The following is an 18105-nucleotide window of genomic DNA, read 5'->3' on the forward strand; positions in this document are numbered from 1 at the left end:
GAAACTACTTGGCCTTCTCCAGGATTTCGACAAGCCGCCAGCGCTTGGTCGCCGACAATGGGCGGGTCTCCATCAGCGAGACCCGATCGCCGATGCCGGCGATGCTGTTCTCGTCGTGCGCCTTGACCTTCTTGGTGGTGCGGATGATCTTGCCGTAGAGCGGGTGCTTCACCCGGTCCTCCAGCTCGACGACGATGGTCTTCTGCATTTTGTCGCTGACTACATAGCCGATGCGGGTCTTGCGCCGGCCCCGCGGCTTCGGCGTGCGCGGAGTGTGCTTGGGGCCCTTGTCCTTCGGGGCTTCTGCGGATGCAGTCTTGGACGCGGCCTTGTTCGGAGCGGCCTTCTTCGGCGCGGCCTTGGCGCCGGTCTTCGCCTCTGCCATTACGATTCCTCACCCTCGGGCCCGGAAGCCAGGCCGAGTTCACGTTCGCGGAGCACGGTGTAGATGCGCGCGATTTCCTGACGCACCGTGCGAAGTCGACGGTTGTTGTTGAGCTGCCCGGTCGCCATCTGGAAGCGCAGGTTGAACAGCTCTTCCTTGGATTCACGCAGTTTGTCGATCAGCTCTTCGCCGGTGAGCTCGCGCAGTTCGCCAGCGGAAACGCCCACTGCCATCAGAACTGCTCCTCTCGGGTAACGATGCGTGCCTTGATCGGCAGCTTGTGGATTGCTCGGGTCAGCGCGGCCCGCGCGATCGCCTCGTTCGGGTAGCTGAGCTCGAAGAGCACCCGGCCCGGCTTGACGTTGGCCACCCACCACTCCGGTGAACCCTTACCCGAACCCATCCGGGTTTCCGCCGGCTTCTTGGTCAGCGGGCGGTCCGGGAAGATGTTGATCCACACCTTGCCGCCACGCTTGATGTGGCGGTTGATGGCGATACGAGCGGACTCGATTTGCCGGTTGGTGATGTAGGCGTGCTCCAAAGCCTGGATGCCGTAGTCGCCGAAGCTCACCGTGGTTCCGCCGCTGGCGATGCCGCGCTGACGCGGATGATGCTGCTTGCGGTGCTTGACCTTGCGGGGAATCAACATGATTCAGCTCTCCGTGCTCTGCGTTTCGACGGCCTGCTCCTCGGCCGAAGCCGCGGTGACCGCGGCGTCGTCACCGCCCGAAGCGGCCCGCCCGGCGTCGGTGCTGGTGGCCGTGGTGCCGGCGGCGCCACTGCGGCGTGGACGGGTGCCCGACGGCCGCTCGCGGCGCGGACGCTCGGCGCCGCCTGCCGTCGGAGCGGCCAGCTCGCGCTTGCCACCGACGATGTCGCCCTTGTAGATCCACACCTTCACGCCGATCCGGCCGAACGTGGTCTTGGCTTCATACAGGCCGTAGTCGATGTCGGCGCGCAGCGTGTGCAGCGGGACGCGGCCTTCCCGGTAGAACTCCGAGCGGCTCATCTCGGCGCCACCGAGACGCCCGGAGCACTGCACCCGGATGCCCTTGACGTTGGGCTGGCGCATCGCCGACTGGATGGCCTTGCGCATTGCGCGCCGGAACGCCACCCGGTTGCTCAGCTGCTCGGCGACGCCTTGGGCCACCAACTGTGCCTGTGACTCAGGGTTTTTGACCTCGAGGATGTTGAGCTGGACCTGCTTGCCGGTCAGCTTCTCCAGGTCCGCGCGGATGCGGTCGGCTTCGGTGCCGCGGCGGCCGATGACGATGCCCGGCCGGGCGGTGTGGATGTCCACCCGGACCCGGTCGCGGGTGCGCTCGATCTCCACGTCGGCGATCCCCGCGCGCTCCAGGCCGGTGGACAGCAGCCGGCGAATCGCCACGTCTTCCTTGACGTATTCGGCGTACTGCTTGTCGGCGTACCACCGAGACTTCCAGTCGGTAGTGATGCCGAGCCGGAAGCCGTGCGGATTGATCTTCTGGCCCACTACTGCGAGCCTCCCTTCGCTTCAGAAGCCTCATCGGTCTTCTTGGCCGCTTCCGCGGACTTGGCGGCGGATGCCTTCTTCGCCGGCGCCTTCTTGGCCGGCGCTTTCTTGGCCGGGGCCTTGTCCGCAGCGGCCTTCGCCGGCGCCTTCTTGGCGGCGGCCTTGCTCGCCTGGGCGCGACGGGACCGCGCCGACTGCGACGAGCGTTCGTCTTTCACCGGACGGCTTTCCACCACCACAGTGATGTGGCTGGTGCGCCGACGGATCCGGAACGCGCGGCCCTGGGCGCGCGGGCGGATCCGCTTGGCGGTGGGGCCATCGTCGGCGCAGACACTGGCCACCACCAGCGTCGCCGGGTCGAGCCCGTTGTTGTTCTGCGCGTTGGCCGCCGCGCTGGCGATGACCTTGGCCACCGGCACGCTGGCCGCTTGCGGCGCCCAGCGCAGGATGTCGAGTGCTTCGGACACCGACTTGCCACGGACCAGGTTGATCACCCGGCGCGCCTTGGTCGGCGACACCCGCACAAAGCGCGCTTTGGCTGTCGCAGAAGGAAATTCGGTCGTGGTAGTCATCGCCGCTTGGCTTTCCGGTCGTCCTTGATGTGTCCCTTGAAAGTGCGCGTCGGCGCGAACTCACCAAGCTTGTGGCCGACCATCGCCTCGGTGATGAACACCGGCACATGCTTGCGTCCGTCGTGGACGGCGAAGGTGTGGCCGATGAAATCGGGGATGATCGTCGACCGCCGCGACCAGGTCTTGATGACCTGCTTGGTGTTCTTCTCGTTCTGCGCGTCGACCTTCTTGAGCAGATGGTCGTCGACGAACGGACCCTTCTTCAGGCTGCGTGGCATCGGCTACTCCTCTTAACGCCCGTGCTTCTTGCCGGTGCGCCGGCGGCGGACGATGAGCTTGTCGCTGGGCTTGTGCGGTTTGCGGGTGCGGCCCTCGGGCTTACCCCACGGGCTGACCGGGTGACGACCGCCGGAGGTCTTGCCTTCACCACCACCGTGCGGGTGATCGACCGGGTTCATCACCACACCGCGGACGGACGGGCGCTTGCCCTTCCACCGCATGCGGCCCGCCTTGCCCCAGTTGATGTTGGCCTGCTCGGCGTTGCCCACCTCGCCGACGGTGGCGCGGCAGCGCACGTCGACGCGACGGATCTCACCGCTGGGCATCCGCAACGACGCGTACGTGCCTTCCTTACCGAGAAGCTGGATGCTCGACCCCGCCGAGCGAGCCAGCTTGGCGCCGCCGCCGGGCCGCAACTCCACGGCGTGGATCAACGTACCGGCCGGAATGTTGCGCAGCGGAAGGTTATTGCCCGGCTTGATGTCGGCGTTCGGACCCGACTCCACGACGTCACCCTGCGAGAGTCCCTGCGGCGCAATGATGTAGCGCTTCTCGCCGTCCAAGTAGTGCAGCAGTGCGATCCGGGCGGTGCGGTTGGGGTCGTACTCGATGTGGGCGACCTTCGCGTTGACGCCGTCTTTATCGTTGCGACGGAAGTCGATCACCCGGTAGGCACGCTTGTGGCCGCCGCCCTTGTGCCGGGTGGTGATCCGGCCGTGCGCGTTGCGGCCGCCGCGGCCGTGCAGTGGGCGTACCAACGACTTCTCCGGAGTGGAGCGGGTGATCTCGGCGAAGTCGGACACGCTGGCACCGCGGCGACCCGGAGTCGTCGGCTTGTACTTGCGAATTCCCATGGCTTGTCTTTCTATCCTCGACTACGCCGGTGCACCGAACAGGTCGATCGGCTTGCTGCCCGGCGCCAGCGTGACGATGGCGCGCTTAGTGCTCTTCCGCTTGCCGTAACCGGTCCGGGTGCGCTTGCGCTTGCCCTGCCGGTTCGCGGTGTTCACCGCCGCCACCTTGACCGAAAAGATCTTCTCGATGGCGATCTTGATCTGCGTCTTGTTCGAGTCGGGGTGAACCAAAAACGTGTAGACGTTGTCGTCGATCAACCCGTAGGACTTCTCCGAGATGACCGGCGCCAAGATGATGTCGCGGGGGTCAGTGACGGTCGCCATCAGGCCGAAACCTCCTCGGAAGTGTTGGCGGCGATGTAGGCGTTCAGCGCCTCGACGGAGAACACCACGTCATCGGCACGCAGCACGTCGTAGGTGTTGAGCTGGTCGGGTGCCAGCACGTGCACCCCGGGCAGGTTGCGCACACTCTTGACGCCGGTCTCGTCGCTGCGCTCGGTCACCACCAGCACCTGCTTGCGGTCGGTCAGCGTGGCCAGAAAAGCCTTGGCGCTCTTGGTCGACGGGGCCTGGCCCGACACCAGCTCGGTGATGGCGTGGATGCGGCCGTTGCGCGCCCGGTCCGACAGCGCGCCGCGCAGCGCGGCGGCGATCATCTTCTTCGGGGTGCGCTGGCTGTAGTCGCGCGGCTTGGGACCGTGCACGACGCCACCGCCGGTGAACTGCGGGGCCCGCACCGAGCCCTGCCGAGCCCGGCCAGTGCCCTTCTGCCGGTAGGGCTTCCGTCCGCCACCGCGGACCTCGCCGCGGGTCTTGGTCGAATGCGTGCCCTGCCGGGCGGCCGCCCGCTGTGCGGTGACCACCTGGTGCATCAGAGCGATGTTCGCCGGCGCGTCGAACAGCTCGGCCGGCAGCTCCACCGAGCCGCTCTTCTTGCCGTCCGGCGTCTTGACGTCAATCTTGATGCCAGCCATTACTTTTCACCTCGTTTGATCGCGCAACGGACCATGACGAGCCCACCGTTGCGGCCGGGGACAGCACCCTTGATCAGCAGCACGCCGTTTTCGGCGTCGACCTTGTGCACCAACAGGTTCTGCGTGGTCACCCGGTCGTTACCCATCCGGCCGGCCATCCGGGTCCCCTTGAACACCCGCGCCGGGGTGGCGCAGCCGCCGATGGAACCGGGGCGGCGGTGCACCGCCTGCGCGCCGTGGCTGGCGCCCTGGCCACGGAAACCGTGCCGCTTCATCGTGCCGGCGAAGCCTTTGCCTTTGGAGGTGCCGGTTACGTCGACATAGCTTCCCGCGTCGAAGATCTCGGCCGTCAGCTCCTGGCCGACCTCGTATTCGGCGGCCGCCTCGGCGTCGTCGAGACGCAACTCGGCCAGGTGGCGACGCGGGTTGACGCCCGCGGCGGCGTACTGACCGGAGAGCGGCTTGTTGACCTTGCGGGGACTGATCTCGCCGTAGGCCAGCTGCACCGCGCTGTAGCCGTCACGCTCCGGTGTGCGGATTCGGGTCACCACGTTCGGCCCGGCCTTGACCACGGTCACCGGAACCACCCGGTTGTTCTCGTCGAACACCTGCGTCATGCCCAGTTTGGTGCCGAGAATTCCTTTTCTCGCCATTGCTCGCAGATCTCCTACTGGATGTTGACGTCGACGCTGGCCGGCAGGTCGATACGCATCAGCGCATCAACGGTCTTCGGGGTCGGATCGAGGATGTCGATCAACCGTTTGTGCGTGCGCATTTCGAAATGCTCCCGCGAGTCCTTGTACTTGTGCGGAGAGCGGATAACGCAGTACACGTTCTTCTCTGTCGGCAGCGGCACCGGACCCACCACGCTGGCGCCGGTCCGGACGACCGTCTCGACGATCTTGCGCGCCGAGGCGTCAATGGCCTCGTGGTCGTAGGCCTTGAGCCTGATGCGGATCTTTTGTCCCGCCACGCTTCTCCTACCTCACTCTCCAATGTCCGGACCTAGGTCCCACGGCGCGCCGGTGGTCTGGCGTCGCGCCGGATGTTGCGCCGCTGTTTACCTGTCTTGGTCCACCGGCCCCCGCGGTCGGGTGTGTCGCCCTCACGCAGCCTTGTTCGCGGCCAAATCGTCGCGCTCCAAGGATGGGACCGGACGCGCCCGTCTGGGCGCCGGTCGTATGCCCGGCCAGGCGCTAACCCGGCGCAAGGCAACCTGAACAGTATGCCCCAGATCGCGGCATCGGCCAAATTCCGCCGGCCTGCCGACCGCCCCGGCTGATCAGCGGCGACGCACGCCGCGGCGCCAGTTTCTTACTCCAGAGTAAGGTATGTCGATATGACCGCCCCGACCAGCACGTATGCCGTATGGAAGCGCCTGTCCGGCCGCCCGGGCGGAACCCGGCTGTTCTCCGCGGCGGCGATGGCGCGGGTCCCCTACTTCGCCTCGGTACTACCGCACGTGGTGCGGATGGAACCCGGGCTGGCCGAGGTGCGCGTGCCCAAGTGGTTTTTCGTCTACAACCATCTGCACACCGTCCACGCGATCGCGTCCTGCAACGCCGCGGAGGTCGCGATGGGCATGTTGATGGAGGCCACGGTGCCGCGCAGCCACCGCTGGATTCCCAAGGCCATGAACGTGCAGTACCTACAGAAGGCGACGACGTCGCTGCGAGCAGTGGCCCGGCTGGACCCGCCCGACTTCACTCAGCTCACCGGCGGCGTCGAATTGGTCGTGCCGGTCAGCGTCACCGACCGCAACGGTGTCGAAGTCGTGCACGCCGACATCACCACGTGGGTCACGCCGGTCGGCTGATGCCGCTCACGACTTACCCTTCAGCGTGGCCCAGAACGGGCATTGGTGGGCCTCCGCGAAACTCGTCATGACCCGGTTGCCGTCGGGGCGCAACGACATCCACCGCGGGTGATCGCCGCCGACCGCCGGCCAGGCGGGCTGGCCCGCGGCCTTCGGTGCGCCGGTTGTCACGAATTGGCTCCAGTAGGCGATCATCTGGTCCGACAGCGCGTGTTGCTCAGGATTCAGCGGCGGCGCTCCGCCCACATTGAACAGGTAGCGCAGCTCCAGTGAGTGACTGGCGCCGACCGGAAAAGGCGCGTGCCGCAACGGGTCCGGCGCCGGCGCGTGCGGATCGTCGAACTCGTAGGCGTAGACCGGTGCCGTCCGGCTCAATGCGACGGCCATTCGGTCTGCGACACAGGCGAAGACGCCGTCGGTGACCGCGGCGGAGTAGGCAAGCGACACGTCGCCGCCATAGCGATCGGGGGGATAGTGCGTCAGCACTCCTCGCCCGTCGGCGCCGAAGATGTCGGTCAGCACGGCGGGATACTCGGCCGGCGTAACACCGTGGCCGCGCTTGAGATAGCGCAGCGCCGCGAACATCGTGAACTCGTCGTGGTTGACGCCGAGCAGAACCGGCACCCGCGCGGCTCGCCCGGCCGACATCGCCGCGACGGGACCCATCGGCAGCGTCGCCGTGCCGGTCACCGGGCCGGTGAGCGCGTCGGAGTCGCCGATGAAGGCATACCACGGCGGTCGCGTGAACTTACCGGCCGGCAGCGCGCGCAGACACTCGGCGGCAATGGCCGAATCCGGGCAACCCACCGAGGCCGCGTAGGTCACGCTGGTGTGTTGCGCGGCCGGCAATTCGGCCTGCGCCTGGCACGGCGCGCTCTGGATGATCGCCGCGCGGAAGAGTCCCGCCGATCCCGGCGCGACCAGGTGATCGCACACCGACATGCCGCCAGCGGACTCGCCGGCAATGGTCACCTTGGCCGGGTCCCCACCGAACGCGGCGATGTTGTCTCGCACCCAGCGCAGCGCAGCTTGCTGATCGGCCAGCCCGTAGTTGCCGACGTCGTCACCGGTCCCGAGTGAGGGGTGGGCCAAAAATCCGAGTGCACCCAGCCGGTAGTTGACCGTGACGACGATGATGTGGCCCTTGGCGGCCAACCAGCGCGCGTTGTAAATGTCGCCGCTGCCGTTGACGAACCCGCCGCCGTGGATCCACACCATCACCGGGCGCTTGTCCGCCCGTCCCGCGGTAGGAGTCCACACGTTGAGCGTCAGGCAGTTCTCGCCGGTCTGCTTGACCGTGCGGGCCTCACGCGGCGTGTCCTGAACACACTGCGGGCCCGGCTTGCTGGCCTCCAACGTTCCCGGCCACGGCGCCGCCGGCCGGGGCGGCTGCCAGCGCAGTGCACCCACTGGTGGTGCCGCATACGGAATGCCTTGGAACAGGCGGTAATCCGCGGCGACCAACCCGCGCATCGGCCCCACCGGCGTACGCACCACCGCGGCGTCCAGCGGGCCGGCATACGCCGGCTCCGACTTCCGCGGTGCGGTACTGCCGCCGTGACCGCAGCCCACCACCAGCGTCGCCGCCAGCAGCAGGGCGGCCCACGCTCGTCGGCGGTCAGGCAATCGGATCGGCACGAAACTCCAATTTACGGATCGGCCCAAATCGCCTCCCGGATATCCGCCGCCGTGCGAAAATAAAAAAGTTGACAGGTGTCAAGTCTAGGAGCCGCATGAGCACACCGATCATCGACGAGGCCGCCAAGGTGTTCGCCGACCCCACCTCCTACACCGACGAGCCGCGGCTGCACGCGGCGCTGACCCACCTGCGGGCCCATGCGCCGGTGTCGTATGTCGACTGTCCGCCGTACCGGCCGTTCTGGGCGATCACCAAACACGCCGACATCATGGACATCGAGCGGGACAACAACCTGTGGATCAACGAGCCCCGGCCGCTGCTGGCCACTGCCGAGCAGGATGACTTTGCGCGCGCGCAGCTGGACTCCGGGATGGGGCTGCGCACGCTGATCCACATGGACGACCCGCAGCACCGGGTGGTCCGCGCGATCGGTGCGGATTGGTTTCGGCCTAAGGCGATGCGCGCGTTGAAGGTTCGCGTCGATGAGCTGGCCAAGATCTACGTCGACAACATGATGGCCGCCGGTACCGAATGCGACTTCGTGCAAGAAGTCGCGGTGAATTATCCGCTGTACGTGATCATGTCGCTGCTGGGGATTCCCGAATCGGACTTTCCCCGCATGCTGCGACTCACCCAGGAGCTCTTCGGCGGCGACGACGAGGAGTTCAAGCGCGGCAACACCCCCGAAGAACAGCTCCAAATCTTGCTCGACTTCTTCGGCTACTTCAACGCAATCACCGCGTCCCGCCGGGAGCAGCCGACGGAGGACTTGGCGTCGGCGATCGCCAACGCCCGCGTCGACGGCGAACCGCTCTCGGACCTCGACACCGCGTCCTACTACGTGATCATCGCCACCGCCGGCCATGACACCACCAGCGCCACGATCTCCGGCGGCCTGCAGGCGCTGATCGAAAACCCCGACCAGCGCGCCAGGTTGACCGAGAACCTCGACTTGATGCCGCTGGCCACCGAGGAGATGATCCGCTGGGTCACCCCCGTCAAGGAATTCATGCGCACCGCCACTGCGGACACCACCGTGCGCGGAGTGCCGATCGCCGAAGGCGAGTCTGTGTACCTGTCCTACGTTTCGGGCAACCGCGACGAGGAGGTATTCGACCATCCGTTCCGCTTTGACGTCGGCCGGGATCCCAACAAGCATTTGGCATTTGGGTACGGCGTGCACTTCTGTCTGGGCGCGGCGCTGGCCCGCATGGAGGTGAACAGCTTCTTCACCGAACTACTGCCGCGACTGAAATCCATTGAGCTGAATGGGGAACCGGAGCTCATCGCGACCGTATTCGTCGGCGGACTCAAGCACCTGCCGATTCGTTACGAGCTGCGCTGACCGACTTACCCTGGGTGCGCTGCACGTGCAGGAAGCCGTCGACGGCGGCGCGGGCGCACTCCTGGTAGTCGAAATCCGGCAGCGTGCTCAGCCGGCCGACCACCATCGGGCCGATCAAGAGGGCGATCGCCCGAGTGCGGTCGATCTCGCCCAGCTCGGCCGCGTCCGGGCTGTCGAAAATGGCGTCGAACGGTGCAGCGTACTGCTGTGCGATCCGCTCGCGCAGGGTGCTGATCGCCGCGCTGTCCGCGGCGGGCGTGCGGGGCGCTTCGGGTAGCTGTTCCAAGTCACGGCCCAGCGCCAGCCAGGACATCGCGGTCAGCATGCCGGGCGCCTCGGCGATCAACTGGCCCTGGGCCACCACCAACTCGATCAGCCGATCGCGCAGTGTGCCCTCGTTGGACGGCATGGGGGCCGGTGGTATCAGGCTGTTGAAAGCCGCTGCGAGCAAATCGTTTCCACTCGGAAAGTGCCGATACAGGGTCGCGCGGGCCACGTTGGCGCCTCGGGTGACCGCGTCGACGGTCACCGCGCTGGGGCCTCCCGAACGCAGCAGCGCGGTGGCCGCTTCGAGCAAGCGGGCTCGAGACCGCGCCGGTCGGGGATCGGTACTGCCGGTGATGGCTACCACCTCCCGTTCACCGACAAGACTATCGGTCTCTCTACGAGACTGTTAGTCTCGAAACTTGCCTGGCCGCCGAAAGGAGGCACGCCACGGTGGTCGATACCTTCGTCCGGCCTGATCAGCGTACCGATGGACTGACCGCGCTCGGTTCACGCCGCGCCCGTATCTGGACAATGGCCGTCGCCTGTATGGGTGTGTCGCTGGTCATCGCCTCGATGGTGGCGCTCAACACGGCTCTGGGCGACCTCGCGGTGGCGACCTCGGCGACGCAATCCCAGCTGACGTGGGTGGTCGACGGTTACACGGTGGTGCTGGCCTGCCTGCTGTTGCCCGCCGGGGCCATCGGCGACCGCTACGGCCGGCGTGGGGCGCTGCTGATCGGCCTGGCGACATTCGCGATCGCATCGCTAGCACCGACCTTGTTCACCACTCCCCTGCAGATCATTGTGGCGCGCGGAGTGGCCGGCGCCGGTGCGGCATTCATCATGCCTGCCACCCTGTCGCTGTTGACCGCCGCTTACCGCAACGACGAACGCATGAAGGCGGTAGGCATCTGGGCGGGTGTGGCGGGTTGCGGTGGGGTCATCGGGATGCTCGGATCCGGTGCGCTGCTGTACTTCTGGCCGTGGCAGTCCATTTTCTGGGCATTCACCGGCGGTGCGACGCTGATCTTCGTGTTGGCGTGCACGGTGTCGACCTCCCGCGACGAGAATGCCACTCCGCTCGACTGGCCGGGTGCGGCCCTGATCGGCGGCGCCGTCGCGGTTTTCGTCTTCGCCGTCATCCAGGCACCCGAACGGGGCTGGAGCGACCCATTGGTTTGCGGTTTGATGGCCGCCAGCGTGGTATTGGCGGTGGTCTTCGGATTTGTCGAGGTGCGACGCCGTCATCCCCTGCTCGATGTTCGGCTGTTCGGCAGGCCCGACTTCGCCACTGGCGCAGCGACAATCACCGTCTTCTTCATGGCGATGTTCGGCTTCTTCTTCGTCATGATGCAGTACGTCCAGTTGGTAATGGGCTATACCCCCGTTCAGACCGCATTGGCGTTCAGCCCGTTGATGCTGCCGATGCTGACGTTTTCGGTGCTGTCTCAGTGGTATGTGCCTCGTCTTGGTCTGCGGCTGGTGGTGTTCATCGGCTTGCTGTTGATAGCGGCCGGATTTCTGTGGGTCCGTGTGCTCCACGTCAATTCGCCGTATTGGGACATGGTGGGCCCGTTGTTCGTGATCAGCAGCGGGATCGGCTTGTGTACCGCGCCGACCACGTCGGCCATCATGGCGGCGGTGCCCGACGAGAAGCAGGGTGTCGCGTCGGCGGTCAACGACGCCACCCGCGAGGTGGGCGCGGCACTCGGGATCGCCCTGGCCGGTTCGATTCTGGCCGCACGCTACAGCCACCTTGTCACGCCGCATCTGCACACACTTCCCGAACCGCTGCGCGGCCCGGTGTCTCATTCGCTGGCTCAGGCGCTGGAGGTCTCCAAAACCCTTGGCCCGCAAGGTGAAGAATTAGCTGCCGTCAGTCGCGACGCCTTCCTGCAGGCCATGGACGCATCGTTTCTGGTGCTGGCAGTCGTTCTCGCCGTCGCGGCCGCGTTGATCGGCGCGTGGGCGCCGGGACGCGATGGCCGGCAAGTGCGCCCGGTGCGCCAACTCACTCGACGAATTCGGCGGCCCGGTGGCCGAACATGACGATGCTGGCGTGCGGTCCGCGGCTGGTGATGTTCGGCAGTGCGGAGCCGTCGATCACCCACAGGCCGTCGACGCCGCGCACCCGGCAGCGCGAGTCCAGCACAGCGGAGTCGTCGGCGTCGTCGCCCATCGGCGCCGTTCCACACAGATGTTGTGACGTCGACCAAGCCGGTGCTCCGACTTTGGTTGTCCGACCTACCAATTCGCGGACCAGTTCGCTGCCGCGCTGCAGCAGCGCGACGTCGTGCGGGTCGCTGTCGTAACGATGCTCGATGAGCGGAGGAACCCGATAATCGGCCGAGGCCACCGTGATTCGGCCCCGAGCCCGTGGTTGCATCAGCGCCACCCCGATGTGCGGCCAGTCGGGATGACCGGCGGTGCCGTCGCCCACCATTGCGACGAATCCACCGGTGTAAGGCCGGATCTCGAGATCGTCGACGGTGCTCAACACCACCTCGAGCACCGGGCGCTTCGGGGCCACCGTCCAGTCGGTTCGCAACACCCATTCGGGGTGGTCGGCGAATCGCTTGCCGACCGGCAGCGACACCTGCACCGGGATGCCCGCACGGCGCAGATCTGACGCGGCGCCCACCCCCGACAGCATGAGTAGGTGCGCGGTCTCAATCGCACCGGCACACAACACGATACGGTCGGCATCCAGGGACACCGGCCCGCCGGCAGCCATCGCATCAACGCCGACCGCCCGGCTCTGGCTGAATCGCACCCGAACCGTCCGCGTGCGCGCGAGCAACGTGAGGTTCGGCCGCCGCAAAGCAGGTTGCAAAAACGCGGCTCCGGGCCCGGTTCGTACACCGTCGACGATGTTGAGCGGCACCGCACCGATTCCGGGCACGCTGTCTGCCCCGTTGAGGTCGGCAATCCACGGAAATCCCGTGCGTAGCGCGCCATCGACGAATCGTGCTGTGGTGTCGCTTATTTGATGAGAGCGACGGACTTGGATGGGACCGTTCTCGCCGTGCAGCGGATCGCGAAAATCCAGGTCCGTTTCGATTGCGCGGAAATGACCGAGCACGTCGGGCCAGGACCAGCCCGGAAGACCGATGTTGTCGAAGTCGCGGGGCAACCCGCGGCAGAAGTAACCGCCGTTGACCGCGCCGGACCCGCCCACCACGGCCCCCCGGACGATGTGCACCCGTCGTATCCACTGCTCGGTCAACGTGGTCACATAGCGGTGCGCCAGCGGACTGGCCGCGCCGATCGGCAACTGCAGGCCATTGGCGATCTGGTCCTGCACGGCGGGATCAGCGGCGCCCACACCCGCTTCGACCACCGTGACGGTACGGCTCGGGTCGGCGGAAAGCCGCTCGGCGACAACCGATCCAGCGCTGCCCGCACCGATGATCAGCACATCGCTGTGCAGGGCGGCTGTCGTCAACGGGGAATCAGACCCGGATCTGCGGCTTGAGCGGCCCGATAGTGCGTTCCCGCACGACTCCGCACCACAACCCGATCCCATACGCCAGATCGTCGACGCGTTTGAGCAGTAGGTAGGTCAGCAGCCCGATCGGTTTGGCGTCGTCGTCGGTGGCTCCTCTGCGCCGCAGCCAGTCCACCACGCCGTCGACAATGGCGGCGATCACCACCACCCGGCGGCAATGTCGGGACACGATGGCGGCGAGCAGCGCGACGGGCCAGTAGTGGCGGCAGATCGCCGACGCCAGCTGCAGCGCCGCCGACCAGAGCCCGCGGGTGGCCACCGCCAGCACGTCCCAGATCTGCGTGTCGGGGCCCTCCAGGGTCTTGGCGATCTTGCGACCGGTCACGGCGGCTATCAACAGCGATGCCAGGTAACCCAGTCCCGAGCCGACCGTCATCAGGATCCAGGCCGCCAGCGCCCAGCCGGAGATCACCAACGGCGCCGTCTTGTCGGGGTGGCGCGCCGACAGCGGAGCGGCCGAGCCACCGTAAAATGCTTTGCGCGCAACCCAATTCCGCAAATCGGTGCGATGATCGTGTGCCACCAACGCAATTGGCTCGTACCGCAGCCGCGCACCGGCTTCCACCAGCCGCCAGCAGAGGTCGACATCCTCACCGGAGTGCAGACTTTCGTCGAACCCACCGACCTCGCGCAGCGTCGATCGCCGGCAAATGATCGCCGCACTGGGAACGTACGCGACATTCGTGTAGGGGACGACGGGCGCCTCGTGCTGGCCCAGATCCAGCGACGAACGCACCGCCTCGTAGCGTGCCACCAGATGGTCACTTTGGGCCAGGCCGATGATGCGCGGGGCAACCAGCGCCACGGTGGGGTCGCAGAAGTGGCCGAGCAGGGCTTCCAGCCAGCCACGGCGCGGGACCACGTCGGAGTCCAGGAATGCGACGAAGTCGGTGGTGCAGGCGGCTAGTCCGGTGTTGCGCGCCGCCGCGGGCCCTTTGCTCACGGCGTGGCGCAGCACCTCGATGTCACAGTGCGCGTCGGTGAAGTCGTCCCGGTTGATCGGCTGGATCGAGCCGTCGTCGACGACGATGACACGCAGGCCGCGCAGCGATGCCAGCAAGCGCCGCAACCCAGATACGTTGTCCCGCACCGGAATTACCACAGTGACATCGCGATGCGACGGGCCGCCGGCTGGCCTGGGATGGGCCACCGTCGCGTCCAGCAGGGTGCGCGCCAGCTCGGCGCTGACCGCGTCGTGGACCTTCAGCCGGCCGTCGGCAAGCATGTCCTGCGCGGCCGGCGCCAACCGCAGCAGCCGGGTGGGCGACCCGCCCAGCAGAGCCGAGCCATGGCCGAGCACGCGCACGCGTCTGTCGACCTGCACAGCAAACCCGTCCGGCAACCGGGTCTGGGTCATGTCAGCATCCCGTCGGCGCCTGGTGTCCAGCGCGCGACCCGGCGCGCGCAACCGTCGACCATCTCGGTGAAGATCCGTTCCCCCTCGGCCGCGGTCGCCGTCGTCGGATCCCCCAACACGCCCACCTCGCTGACCGCCGCGACTCCCCCACTTCGCATCGACGGTAGCAGGTCGGCCAACGGGGCGCCGTTTCCCGCACACCACCGGTCGGTGAGCACGTCTGCGGGCGAAATATGCAGCAATACCGATGTTTCGGTGTGCCCTGCGTGCGCGTCGGCGCCGCTGGCCGTGCAAGCACACCAGGCGGCGTCGCGTCCTTCCGATCGCAACAGGCGTACCGCGCGGTCCAAGGCGACGACGTTGCCGCCGTGGCCGTTGACGAAGAGCAGCCGCTGCGCCCAGCAGGTCGCCGACCTGCCGAACTCGACGAGCAGCGTGGCCAGCGCCTCGGTGCCGATGGAGATCGTTCCGGGGAAGCTCTGGTGCTCGCCGCTGTCGCCGTAGCCGATGGCCGGTGCCACCAGCCACTGCAGCCGATCGGATGCTTCGAGGAGGCGGGTAGCGACCGCTCGTGCGACCGCGCCGGCGATCCGGGTGTCGGTGTCCAGCGGCAGGTGCGGCCCGTGCTGTTCGGTGGATCCCACTGGGACCATCACCGCCGCCGACATGCCGTGTAGCTGGTTCGACGTCGTGCTGCCAAGTTCGCCGAGGACGGCCACTCGCCGATGGTAGGACGAATTCACCTGGCGTGCACCGGTTGTTGGGTGACTCGGCGAACTTTTTCGAGGGTTTTCGTTCGATGAGTCACGACCGGTCACCACAGCCACGTCTGCCACGCGAGTATCAGAGTCGCCGACGGGGTCGTCGCGGCGCCGTCAGGCTCCGCCCGACGCGGGCACTCCGAGCGCTCGGGCAAACTCCGGCGGGACCACGATGTCGTCCGGACTCAGGTCGTGCACGGCGCCGTGGCCGAGCCCCATCAGCGCGCAGTCGATGCCGGCCCGGAGGATGTCGAGCACGTTCTCCACCCCAGGTTGTCCGGCGGCGGCCAGGCCCCACAGGTAGGCGCGACCGATCATCACCGCACGCGCACCCAGCGCCAACGCCTTGACGACGTCGCTGCCGCGCCGGATGCCACCGTCCAGCAACACCTCGATCTGATCACCGACCGCGTCGGCCACCGCCGGCAGGGCACGGATCGCCGCCGGGGTACCGTCGAGGTTGTTGCCACCGTGGTTGGACACCGAAATCGCCGAAACACCGGCGTCCACAGCCCTTTTCGCGTCGTCGACCCGCATCACGCCTTTGAGCATGAACGGCCCGCCCCACAGTTCGCGCAGCCACGCGATGTCTTCCCACGTGGGTGGTGGGGTGCCCATCCACTCCCCGTAGGCGGCGAAGAACGGCGGACCGGGCTCGCCTTTGGGCGCCTGGTTGGGCACCCGCAAGTTCGGCGGGCGCAGCGTCTTGCCCCATTGCCAGAGCCAGGCCGGGCGGGTGACGGCCTGCGGGGACAGCCGCAGGATGGTCGCCAGGTTCATCTGCTCGGGGATCTTGGGGCTGCCCCAGTCCCGCCCGTGCGAGAACGTCCAGTCGGTGGTGACGATCAGCCCGACGGCGCCGGCCGCGCGGGCCCGCTCGACGCGCTCCGCGATCGCCTCGCGCCCGCCGAGCCAGTACACCTGGAAGAACAGTTTGGGGTTGGCGGCGATGACGTCCTCGATCGGCTTACTGGCAAACGAGGACAATCCCATCGCGGTGCCGCGCGCGGCGGCGGCCCGGGCCACGGCCACCTCGCCGTCCGGGTGCACGGCCTGCACCCCGGTGGGCGAGATGATCACCGGCAACGAAATGTCTTGTCCCATAACGGTAGTCGCCAGTTCGCGCTTTTCGACCGCGCCGACCACATGCGGCGCGAATCCCAGCTCGCTGAATGCCTCGACGTTGTCGGCGACGGTGATGCCCTTTTCGCTGGCCGCGATCAGCGCGGCGTAGACCGACTTCGGCAGCCGCCGCTTGGCGCGCTGCTGCGCGACGGCGACCGTCTCGAACCATGCGCTCACGACTGCACCGGGCTTTCGTTGCAGATGCGTCGCGGTGGACGCGTGGACAGGGTCAGCGGCACCGGAGCGCGGCGGGAGTGGTCACCGGCCGGGCGGGGTTTGTCGCGGTCGCGGGCCAGCGCCGGCGCGCCGTGGCCTTGCACGCATTCCGGGTCCGGGCCGTCCATCGGCAGGCCGGTGAAGAACTTCGCGGCCATGCAGCCGCCGCGGCAGCTGTCGTAATGCCCGCAGCTTCCGCAGGCACCCGCGGACTGTGGTTCGCGGAGTTCGCGGAACAGCGGCGCGTTCTTCCACACATTGTCAAACCCCCCGTCGGACAGCACATTTCCGGCGAGGAATCGGTCATGGATGGCGAAGGGACAGGCATAGACGTCGCCGACCGGGTCGATCAGGCAGACCACCCGGCCGGCCCCGCACATGTTGAGGCCGGCCAGTGCGCCGGGTTCGCCGAGCGCCGACAGGTGGAAGAAGGAGTCGCCGGTCAGCACCCGCTCCCCCTTGGCCACCAGCCAGTCGTACAGCTGCACCTGCTGGGCGGCGGTCGGGTGCAACTCGTCCCACACGTCGGCGCCGCGGCCCGACGGCCGCAGCCTTGTGATGCGCAGCGTGGCACCGTAACGGCTTGCCAGCGCGGCGAATTCGTCGAGCTGGTCGACGTTGTGGCGGGTGACCACCACCGAGATCTTGGCGTCGGCGAAGCCGGCGGCAGCCAGGTTCTCCAGCGCGCGGATGGCCATGGCGTACGAGCCGGGTCCGCGCACGGCGTCGTTGACCTCCGCAGTTGCGCCGTCGAGCGAGATCTGCACGTCGACGTAGTCGCTGGCGGCCAGCCGCGCGGCCACCTCGGGGGTGATCCGCACCCCGTTGGTGGAGAACTTGACACCGACGTGGTGCGCGGTGGCGTAGTCGACCAGCTCCCAAAAGTCCGGCCGCACAGTGGGTTCCCCGCCGCCGATGTTGACGTAGAACACCTGCATGCGTTCGAGCTCGTCGATGATGTCCTTGCATTGCCGGGTGGACAGCTCGCGCGGATCGCGCTTGCCCGACGACGACAGGCAGTGCACGCACGCCAGATTGCAGGCGTAGGTCAGCTCCCAGGTCAGACAGATGGGTGCGTCGAGGCCCTGCTCGAATTGCTCGATCAGCCGCGGGACGACAGTTGTCATTGAATCTCCTTGCGCACCAGCATGTTCGAGTCGGCCAGCACACCCAGCGCGTGCATATAGGGCCGCTGCTCGCCGTCGGCGACCCCCGCCGCGCGGCAGGCGGCCCAGACGTCGGTGTGATCGGCCAGCGACTGCACCACCGCGAGGATGGTGCGGTTCTTCAAAAACGACAGCTTGCGGGTACCGAAGTGATAGAGCAGTGCGCCGAACGGTTCCGGGCGCACTGCCACTTGCGGGTGCAACCGCCAGCCGGCGTCGGGATCGAACCCGCCCGGCGGGCTGGGCACGGTCAGTAGACCCCGCACATCCCGTCGATGGACACCTCTTCCACCAGGGTCTCGGTGACCAGCTCGGTGTCGGTGTCGATCTGGTTGTTGGGCTCCATAAA

General features: G+C 67.3%; 24 protein-coding genes. 4 read left to right on the forward strand and 20 right to left on the reverse strand.

Annotation, left to right across the window (positions count from 1 at the left end):
* Positions 1 to 4: 4 nt before the first annotated feature.
* From rpsQ to rpsJ, 11 genes are read right to left on the reverse strand one after another with little or no spacing between them, the layout of a single operon-like run.
* Entirely contained in the window at positions 5 to 385 is a 381-nt protein-coding gene (gene rpsQ, locus G6N47_RS03110; RefSeq protein ID WP_083130148.1) for a 30S ribosomal protein S17, read from the reverse strand.
* Positions 385 to 618: a 50S ribosomal protein L29 gene (rpmC, locus tag G6N47_RS03115; RefSeq protein ID WP_083130149.1), complete on the reverse strand. Its 234-nt coding sequence runs from the start codon at positions 616 to 618 to the stop codon at positions 385 to 387. Before rpmC ends, rpsQ begins: the two co-directional genes overlap by 1 nt.
* Entirely contained in the window at positions 618 to 1034 is a 417-nt protein-coding gene (gene rplP / locus G6N47_RS03120; RefSeq protein ID WP_045373361.1) for a 50S ribosomal protein L16, read from the reverse strand. The genes rpmC and rplP overlap by 1 nt, the downstream gene beginning before the upstream one ends.
* A gap of 3 nt (positions 1035 to 1037) precedes the next feature.
* Positions 1038 to 1877 (reverse strand): 30S ribosomal protein S3, encoded by an 840-nt coding sequence (gene rpsC, locus G6N47_RS03125; RefSeq protein ID WP_083130150.1) that lies wholly within the window; start codon positions 1875 to 1877, stop codon positions 1038 to 1040.
* Positions 1877 to 2449 (reverse strand): 50S ribosomal protein L22, encoded by a 573-nt coding sequence (gene rplV, locus G6N47_RS03130; RefSeq protein ID WP_083130151.1) that lies wholly within the window; start codon positions 2447 to 2449, stop codon positions 1877 to 1879. Before rplV ends, rpsC begins: the two co-directional genes overlap by 1 nt.
* Positions 2446 to 2727, reverse strand: coding sequence for a 30S ribosomal protein S19 (gene rpsS / locus G6N47_RS03135; RefSeq protein ID WP_045373356.1), 282 nt, complete (start codon positions 2725 to 2727; stop codon positions 2446 to 2448). The genes rplV and rpsS overlap by 4 nt, the downstream gene beginning before the upstream one ends.
* 12 nt (positions 2728 to 2739) lie before the next feature.
* Complete coding sequence (gene rplB, locus G6N47_RS03140; protein ID WP_062540362.1) at positions 2740 to 3582, reverse strand: 50S ribosomal protein L2; 843 nt, start codon at positions 3580 to 3582, stop codon at positions 2740 to 2742.
* Positions 3583 to 3603: 21 nt separating this feature from the next.
* Positions 3604 to 3906: a 50S ribosomal protein L23 gene (gene rplW, locus G6N47_RS03145; RefSeq protein ID WP_083130152.1), complete on the reverse strand. Its 303-nt coding sequence runs from the start codon at positions 3904 to 3906 to the stop codon at positions 3604 to 3606.
* A complete protein-coding gene (rplD, locus tag G6N47_RS03150) occupies positions 3906 to 4556 on the reverse strand; it encodes a 50S ribosomal protein L4 (RefSeq protein WP_083130153.1) in 651 nt (216 codons plus the stop codon). The genes rplW and rplD overlap by 1 nt, the downstream gene beginning before the upstream one ends.
* The gene (rplC, locus tag G6N47_RS03155) at positions 4556 to 5209 is read right to left on the reverse strand and encodes a 50S ribosomal protein L3 (RefSeq protein WP_083130154.1); all 654 of its coding nucleotides are present in this window, start codon (positions 5207 to 5209) and stop codon (positions 4556 to 4558) included. Before rplC ends, rplD begins: the two co-directional genes overlap by 1 nt.
* Before the next feature lie 14 nt (positions 5210 to 5223).
* A complete protein-coding gene (gene rpsJ / locus G6N47_RS03160; RefSeq protein WP_003873519.1) occupies positions 5224 to 5529 on the reverse strand; it encodes a 30S ribosomal protein S10 in 306 nt (101 codons plus the stop codon).
* 123 nt (positions 5530 to 5652) lie between these two features.
* Here rpsJ and G6N47_RS30145 point away from each other — a divergent pair, with 123 nt between their 5' ends.
* Together G6N47_RS30145 and G6N47_RS03165 are read left to right on the forward strand one after the other, a co-directional pair.
* Complete coding sequence (locus G6N47_RS30145) at positions 5653 to 5838, forward strand: hypothetical protein (protein WP_083130155.1); 186 nt, start codon at positions 5653 to 5655, stop codon at positions 5836 to 5838.
* Positions 5839 to 5895: 57 nt separating this feature from the next.
* Entirely contained in the window at positions 5896 to 6372 is a 477-nt protein-coding gene (locus G6N47_RS03165; protein ID WP_083130156.1) for a hotdog fold domain-containing protein, read from the forward strand.
* A 6-nt stretch (positions 6373 to 6378) separates the two neighbouring features.
* On the opposite strand, the gene G6N47_RS03170 is transcribed toward G6N47_RS03165, so the two are convergent.
* On the reverse strand, positions 6379 to 8010 hold the full coding sequence (locus G6N47_RS03170) for a carboxylesterase/lipase family protein (protein ID WP_139799324.1): 1632 nt from the start codon (positions 8008 to 8010) through the stop codon (positions 6379 to 6381).
* 95 nt (positions 8011 to 8105) lie between these two features.
* Between G6N47_RS03170 and G6N47_RS03175 the strand changes: the two genes are divergently transcribed.
* Entirely contained in the window at positions 8106 to 9356 is a 1251-nt protein-coding gene (locus G6N47_RS03175; RefSeq protein WP_083130157.1) for a cytochrome P450, read from the forward strand.
* On the opposite strand, the gene G6N47_RS03180 is transcribed toward G6N47_RS03175, so the two are convergent.
* Complete coding sequence (locus G6N47_RS03180; protein ID WP_264007078.1) at positions 9322 to 9933, reverse strand: TetR/AcrR family transcriptional regulator; 612 nt, start codon at positions 9931 to 9933, stop codon at positions 9322 to 9324. The two genes, G6N47_RS03175 and G6N47_RS03180, sit on opposite strands and share 35 nt — an antisense overlap.
* Positions 9934 to 10073: 140 nt before the next feature.
* Here G6N47_RS03180 and G6N47_RS03185 point away from each other — a divergent pair, with 140 nt between their 5' ends.
* Complete coding sequence (locus G6N47_RS03185) at positions 10074 to 11672, forward strand: MFS transporter (protein ID WP_083130159.1); 1599 nt, start codon at positions 10074 to 10076, stop codon at positions 11670 to 11672.
* On the opposite strand, the gene mftG is transcribed toward G6N47_RS03185, so the two are convergent.
* From mftG to mftA, 7 genes are all read right to left on the reverse strand, one after another.
* Complete coding sequence (gene mftG / locus G6N47_RS03190; RefSeq protein ID WP_179966357.1) at positions 11635 to 13068, reverse strand: mycofactocin dehydrogenase MftG; 1434 nt, start codon at positions 13066 to 13068, stop codon at positions 11635 to 11637. The two genes, G6N47_RS03185 and mftG, sit on opposite strands and share 38 nt — an antisense overlap.
* Positions 13069 to 13075: 7 nt before the next feature.
* Complete coding sequence (gene mftF, locus G6N47_RS03195; protein ID WP_083130161.1) at positions 13076 to 14488, reverse strand: mycofactocin biosynthesis glycosyltransferase MftF; 1413 nt, start codon at positions 14486 to 14488, stop codon at positions 13076 to 13078.
* A complete protein-coding gene (gene mftE / locus G6N47_RS03200; RefSeq protein ID WP_083130162.1) occupies positions 14485 to 15231 on the reverse strand; it encodes a mycofactocin biosynthesis peptidyl-dipeptidase MftE in 747 nt (248 codons plus the stop codon). The genes mftF and mftE overlap by 4 nt, the downstream gene beginning before the upstream one ends.
* 132 nt (positions 15232 to 15363) lie before the next feature.
* Positions 15364 to 16575: a pre-mycofactocin synthase MftD gene (mftD, locus tag G6N47_RS03205; protein WP_083130163.1), complete on the reverse strand. Its 1212-nt coding sequence runs from the start codon at positions 16573 to 16575 to the stop codon at positions 15364 to 15366.
* Positions 16548 to 17717, reverse strand: a complete 1170-nt coding sequence (gene mftC, locus G6N47_RS03210; RefSeq protein WP_083130164.1) for a mycofactocin radical SAM maturase — start codon at positions 17715 to 17717, stop codon at positions 16548 to 16550. Before mftC ends, mftD begins: the two co-directional genes overlap by 28 nt.
* The gene (mftB, locus tag G6N47_RS03215; protein WP_139799325.1) at positions 17714 to 18022 is read right to left on the reverse strand and encodes a mycofactocin biosynthesis chaperone MftB; all 309 of its coding nucleotides are present in this window, start codon (positions 18020 to 18022) and stop codon (positions 17714 to 17716) included. The genes mftC and mftB overlap by 4 nt, the downstream gene beginning before the upstream one ends.
* Positions 18007 to 18102, reverse strand: a complete 96-nt coding sequence (gene mftA, locus G6N47_RS03220; protein WP_139799378.1) for a mycofactocin precursor MftA — start codon at positions 18100 to 18102, stop codon at positions 18007 to 18009. The genes mftB and mftA overlap by 16 nt, the downstream gene beginning before the upstream one ends.
* Positions 18103 to 18105 lie beyond the last annotated feature (3 nt).

It is taken from the genome of Mycobacterium branderi (assembly GCF_010728725.1).
In the GTDB taxonomy this organism is placed as follows: domain Bacteria; phylum Actinomycetota; class Actinomycetes; order Mycobacteriales; family Mycobacteriaceae; genus Mycobacterium; species Mycobacterium branderi.

What these genes read in the sequence shown, in the direction of transcription:
- mftF (WP_083130161.1), bottom strand. Translation starts at nt 14,488, where the DNA reads ATGACCCAGACCCGGTTGCCGGACGGGTTTGCTGTGCAGGTCGACAGA.
- rpsQ (WP_083130148.1), bottom strand. Translation starts at nt 385, where the DNA reads ATGGCAGAGGCGAAGACCGGCGCCAAGGCCGCGCCGAAGAAGGCCGCT.
- rplD (WP_083130153.1), bottom strand. Translation starts at nt 4,556, where the DNA reads ATGGCTGGCATCAAGATTGACGTCAAGACGCCGGACGGCAAGAAGAGC.
- G6N47_RS03165 (WP_083130156.1), top strand. Translation starts at nt 5,896, where the DNA reads ATGACCGCCCCGACCAGCACGTATGCCGTATGGAAGCGCCTGTCCGGC.
- rpsS (WP_045373356.1), bottom strand. Translation starts at nt 2,727, where the DNA reads ATGCCACGCAGCCTGAAGAAGGGTCCGTTCGTCGACGACCATCTGCTC.
- rplP (WP_045373361.1), bottom strand. Translation starts at nt 1,034, where the DNA reads ATGTTGATTCCCCGCAAGGTCAAGCACCGCAAGCAGCATCATCCGCGT.
- rplB (WP_062540362.1), bottom strand. Translation starts at nt 3,582, where the DNA reads ATGGGAATTCGCAAGTACAAGCCGACGACTCCGGGTCGCCGCGGTGCC.
- mftC (WP_083130164.1), bottom strand. Translation starts at nt 17,717, where the DNA reads ATGACAACTGTCGTCCCGCGGCTGATCGAGCAATTCGAGCAGGGCCTC.
- rplC (WP_083130154.1), bottom strand. Translation starts at nt 5,209, where the DNA reads ATGGCGAGAAAAGGAATTCTCGGCACCAAACTGGGCATGACGCAGGTG.
- G6N47_RS03175 (WP_083130157.1), top strand. Translation starts at nt 8,106, where the DNA reads ATGAGCACACCGATCATCGACGAGGCCGCCAAGGTGTTCGCCGACCCC.
- mftA (WP_139799378.1), bottom strand. Translation starts at nt 18,102, where the DNA reads ATGGAGCCCAACAACCAGATCGACACCGACACCGAGCTGGTCACCGAG.
- rpmC (WP_083130149.1), bottom strand. Translation starts at nt 618, where the DNA reads ATGGCAGTGGGCGTTTCCGCTGGCGAACTGCGCGAGCTCACCGGCGAA.
- rplW (WP_083130152.1), bottom strand. Translation starts at nt 3,906, where the DNA reads ATGGCGACCGTCACTGACCCCCGCGACATCATCTTGGCGCCGGTCATC.
- rplV (WP_083130151.1), bottom strand. Translation starts at nt 2,449, where the DNA reads ATGACTACCACGACCGAATTTCCTTCTGCGACAGCCAAAGCGCGCTTT.